This is a genomic window from Aliiroseovarius halocynthiae, from assembly GCF_007004645.1.
Lineage (GTDB): Bacteria > Pseudomonadota > Alphaproteobacteria > Rhodobacterales > Rhodobacteraceae > Aliiroseovarius > Aliiroseovarius halocynthiae.
Window position 1 is genome coordinate 1 of record NZ_ML660036.1, and the last position, 3,033, is coordinate 3,033.

The 3,033-nt window shown below is 56.2% G+C and carries 4 protein-coding genes; 1 reads left to right on the forward strand and 3 read right to left on the reverse strand.

Translation table 11 applies throughout. From position 1 onward, the window contains the following. Positions 1-319: 319 nt before the first annotated feature. From FIL88_RS16520 to FIL88_RS16530, 3 genes are all read right to left on the reverse strand, one after another. On the reverse strand, positions 320-763 hold the full coding sequence (locus FIL88_RS16520) for a MaoC family dehydratase (RefSeq protein WP_142854988.1): 444 nt from the start codon (positions 761-763) through the stop codon (positions 320-322). A gap of 185 nt (positions 764-948) precedes the next feature. Next, entirely contained in the window at positions 949-1,824 is an 876-nt protein-coding gene (locus tag FIL88_RS16525; protein ID WP_142854989.1) for a TIGR01459 family HAD-type hydrolase, read from the reverse strand. Between the two features lie 115 nt (positions 1,825-1,939). Further along, positions 1,940-2,449: an anthrone oxygenase family protein gene (locus FIL88_RS16530; protein WP_142854990.1), complete on the reverse strand. Its 510-nt coding sequence runs from the start codon at positions 2,447-2,449 to the stop codon at positions 1,940-1,942. A gap of 88 nt (positions 2,450-2,537) precedes the next feature. Here FIL88_RS16530 and FIL88_RS16535 point away from each other — a divergent pair. Continuing rightward, on the forward strand, positions 2,538-3,033 hold a 496-nt coding region (locus FIL88_RS16535), incomplete at its 3' end, for a TetR/AcrR family transcriptional regulator (RefSeq protein ID WP_142854991.1).

Here is a 3,033-nt window from a genome sequence, read left to right on the forward strand (position 1 = left end):
CTGGGTGGACGAAAAAGGCGTGCAAACGCCAACCCCGGCTGCTCTGATCAGGCTGGCGGAGTATTTGGAGTCTGTGCAGGGATAGCTTTCCCACTCGAGTACGTTTTGAAGGCGTAAGCCTCGCACCCGGTGCTCGGGAACGTGTTCTGCGCCCAAGTGACACGGGAAAGGGCTAACGGCGCCATTCAACGAGATGTGGATCACAGGTTTGAAAGCTTGACGCGATAGTGTGGCTCAGCACAGCTTGAACAGTAGCTGGCAATACCGCTCACACGGAATGGTCACGATGTTCAGAGTTAGAGCACTCGTCATAAATTGACTAGTCCAGCTTGGCTGACGGGGCCAAAACCTTCGCCTCGCCCTTCAGGACGGGCTTTCCGTCGACCAGGCATTCGGTCTTCAATGTGACGCGACGTTTGGCGTGGTCGATGTCCAATACTGTTACCTCGGCGCGAACAACGTCACCGGGGCGCACGGGGGCCAAAAAGGTCAGTTGCTGGCCCATATAAATGGTGCCATGTCCGGGCAGCTGTTCGCCAATCACGGCCGAGATCAACCCGGCACTCAGCATCCCGTGGGCGATGCGTCCCTGAAAGATGGTATCTTTTGCAAACTCGTCATCCAGATGCACCGGATTGCGGTCGGTCGAGACCTCGGCGAACAGTTCGATGTCGCGGTCTGTCACTTCTTTTACGATGTGACGCGACATGCCGATTTCCAGCTCTTCAATGCAGATCGTTCCGCGTGGGAAGTTGTCCAACATTTTGCCCTCCGGGTAACAAATGGACGAATACCTGTCCGTATCGGCAATAACATTACTTTGCAACTGCAGAAAATCAAGAGGGAAGTTGGGGTAAGCGCAAGGCGAAATTGGCGCAGAACTGCACCCTCATCCTTTCGAGGCGCAAAGGGTGCGGATCAGAAGTGTATTATAAATCAGTATCTTAATTACCCCAGGTAACCGATCGCAAAACTGGGCGTGATCATCTGCGACTGGATATACTGGTCCAGTGCGTCTGGATCGGGTTGCGTGCTGGTTTTCGTCTCGTCCCGGGCAAGGCCGCCGGTGATGAACAGGGAATCAATATCTTCGCCCAATGCACCCTTGATGTCGGTCGCAATGCCGTCGCCAATGGCAAGGATACGGTTGTCTTGCACTGATCGTCCTTCGGCCAACATGCGGCGGCGGGCAAGGTCGTAGATCGGCGGGTGGGGCTTGCCGAAGTACAGGCTTTCGCCGCCCATTTCCGTGTACATCTGCGCGATCGCGCCCGCACACCATTCGCGCGCCTCGCCACGGTCCACAATGATATCTGGGTTTGCGCAAAGCAGCTTTGCCCCGCGCTGCTTCGCCATCAGCAGATCCGCGCGCCATGTGTCAGGATCGGCCATCGGGTCGAAGGGGCCGCAGCAGACAATACCCTCGGCCTGATCGACGGGGACGCGGGTGATGTCGACCGGTGTATCGATCACCTCCATCGGTTCGAAGAACCCTTCGTCGCGTTCCCATTCGCCCATGAAATAGACCTTGTTTCCAACAGCGCCCGTGAACATGGCCGCACGCGCGCTGTCGCCCGACGTAGCGATGGTGTCATAGCAATCCGAGGGTACGCCGAAATCCGGTAACTGCTCCATCACGCCGGCGCGTGGTTTGGGAGAGTTCGTGACCAAAACCACAAAGCCCCCATTTGCGCGGTAAGCTTGCAGAGCGGCCACAGCCGCGTCAAACGCGGTGATCCCGTTGTGCACACACCCCCAAAGATCGACAAACAGAGCGTCGTAATTTGCGGAAATTTCAGACAGGCTGTTGATTATACGGGTCATGGCGCGGTCTCCTTCGTTGATCGGAGATATGGCAGAGAGAACGCGGGGTGGCTAGGGGGAACCCAAGCGAACGGCCCCCTAGTCTTGGCTGTCTTGGACGGTAACGGGCGAGGCGCTAGGCCCGTTTTGCCGATTGCAGGGTAAAGCACCCCAGGAACGCAAGTAAGAAGGCCGCAGCTGAGGTGATCGTGCGGGTAATATTCCAGAATTGCCAAGGTTTGGAGTATTCCTCCCAAATGGTTCTGGCCGTTTCAAGGTCATCTGGCACTCGCACCTGCGCAAGTGCTTCGTTCATCGGAACATTGATCGTCATGGTTAGGACCGCACCAAGCAGCAGATACGTCACACCGGCGGCACCGAACAAAGCCGCACTGCGTTTTACGCCCTGTCCATAAAGAAGGCCTGCCACCAGAAACGAAATGATGGGGGTGCCGAAGAACGCCGGAGCGAAAACAGCGTTGCGGACCGAGGCGTTCATGGCTTGCATCGCTTGAATGGCAATGCGCGGGTCGGCCGCATCGAGGCCCCACATGGTGGAACACACCCACGCATAGAAAAACCCGAATATCGCCGCGTGAAGCAGCAGGGACAGGGCAACAAGTGAATAGGTTGTTGATCGAATCATTTTGGCCTCCGTAGCCGTATAGATATGTACACTTGTGTTAATCCGTAATCATGTGTACGGTTTCGGTCAACAGTTTTCCGAGGACCCAATGCGCGACGCGAAACGGCAAAAAAGGCACGAAGAGATCACAGCGGCAGCCTATGACGTTATGGGCGAACGCGGGTATGAAGGCGCCTCAATGCTGAACATTGCAAAGGCGGCGAAGGCCTCGAACGAGACGCTATATCGCTGGTATGGCGATAAAAATGGATTATTCGAGGCGATGGTTCGGGACAATACTGCCCAAGTCAAAGAGATGCTGACCCAAGCTGTCGATCAACGCGATAAGCCGATTGCCATTCTAGAAGCTGTTGCGCCGGTGCTTTTGAAGATGCTGCTGGGTGAGCGGGCGGTAAAGCTAAACCGTGCGGCGGCGGCTGACATATCCGGCGAGCTGGGCGCAGCAATTTCAAAGGGCGGGCGTGAAGTCGTCATCCCCTTGCTTGCGGACATCATCAGCGAACTAGACGTGGCAGGGCCGCTAAAAGAAGAGGCGCTGGTTACTATGTTCCTGAGCTTGCTGATTGGGGATCTGCAGATAAAGC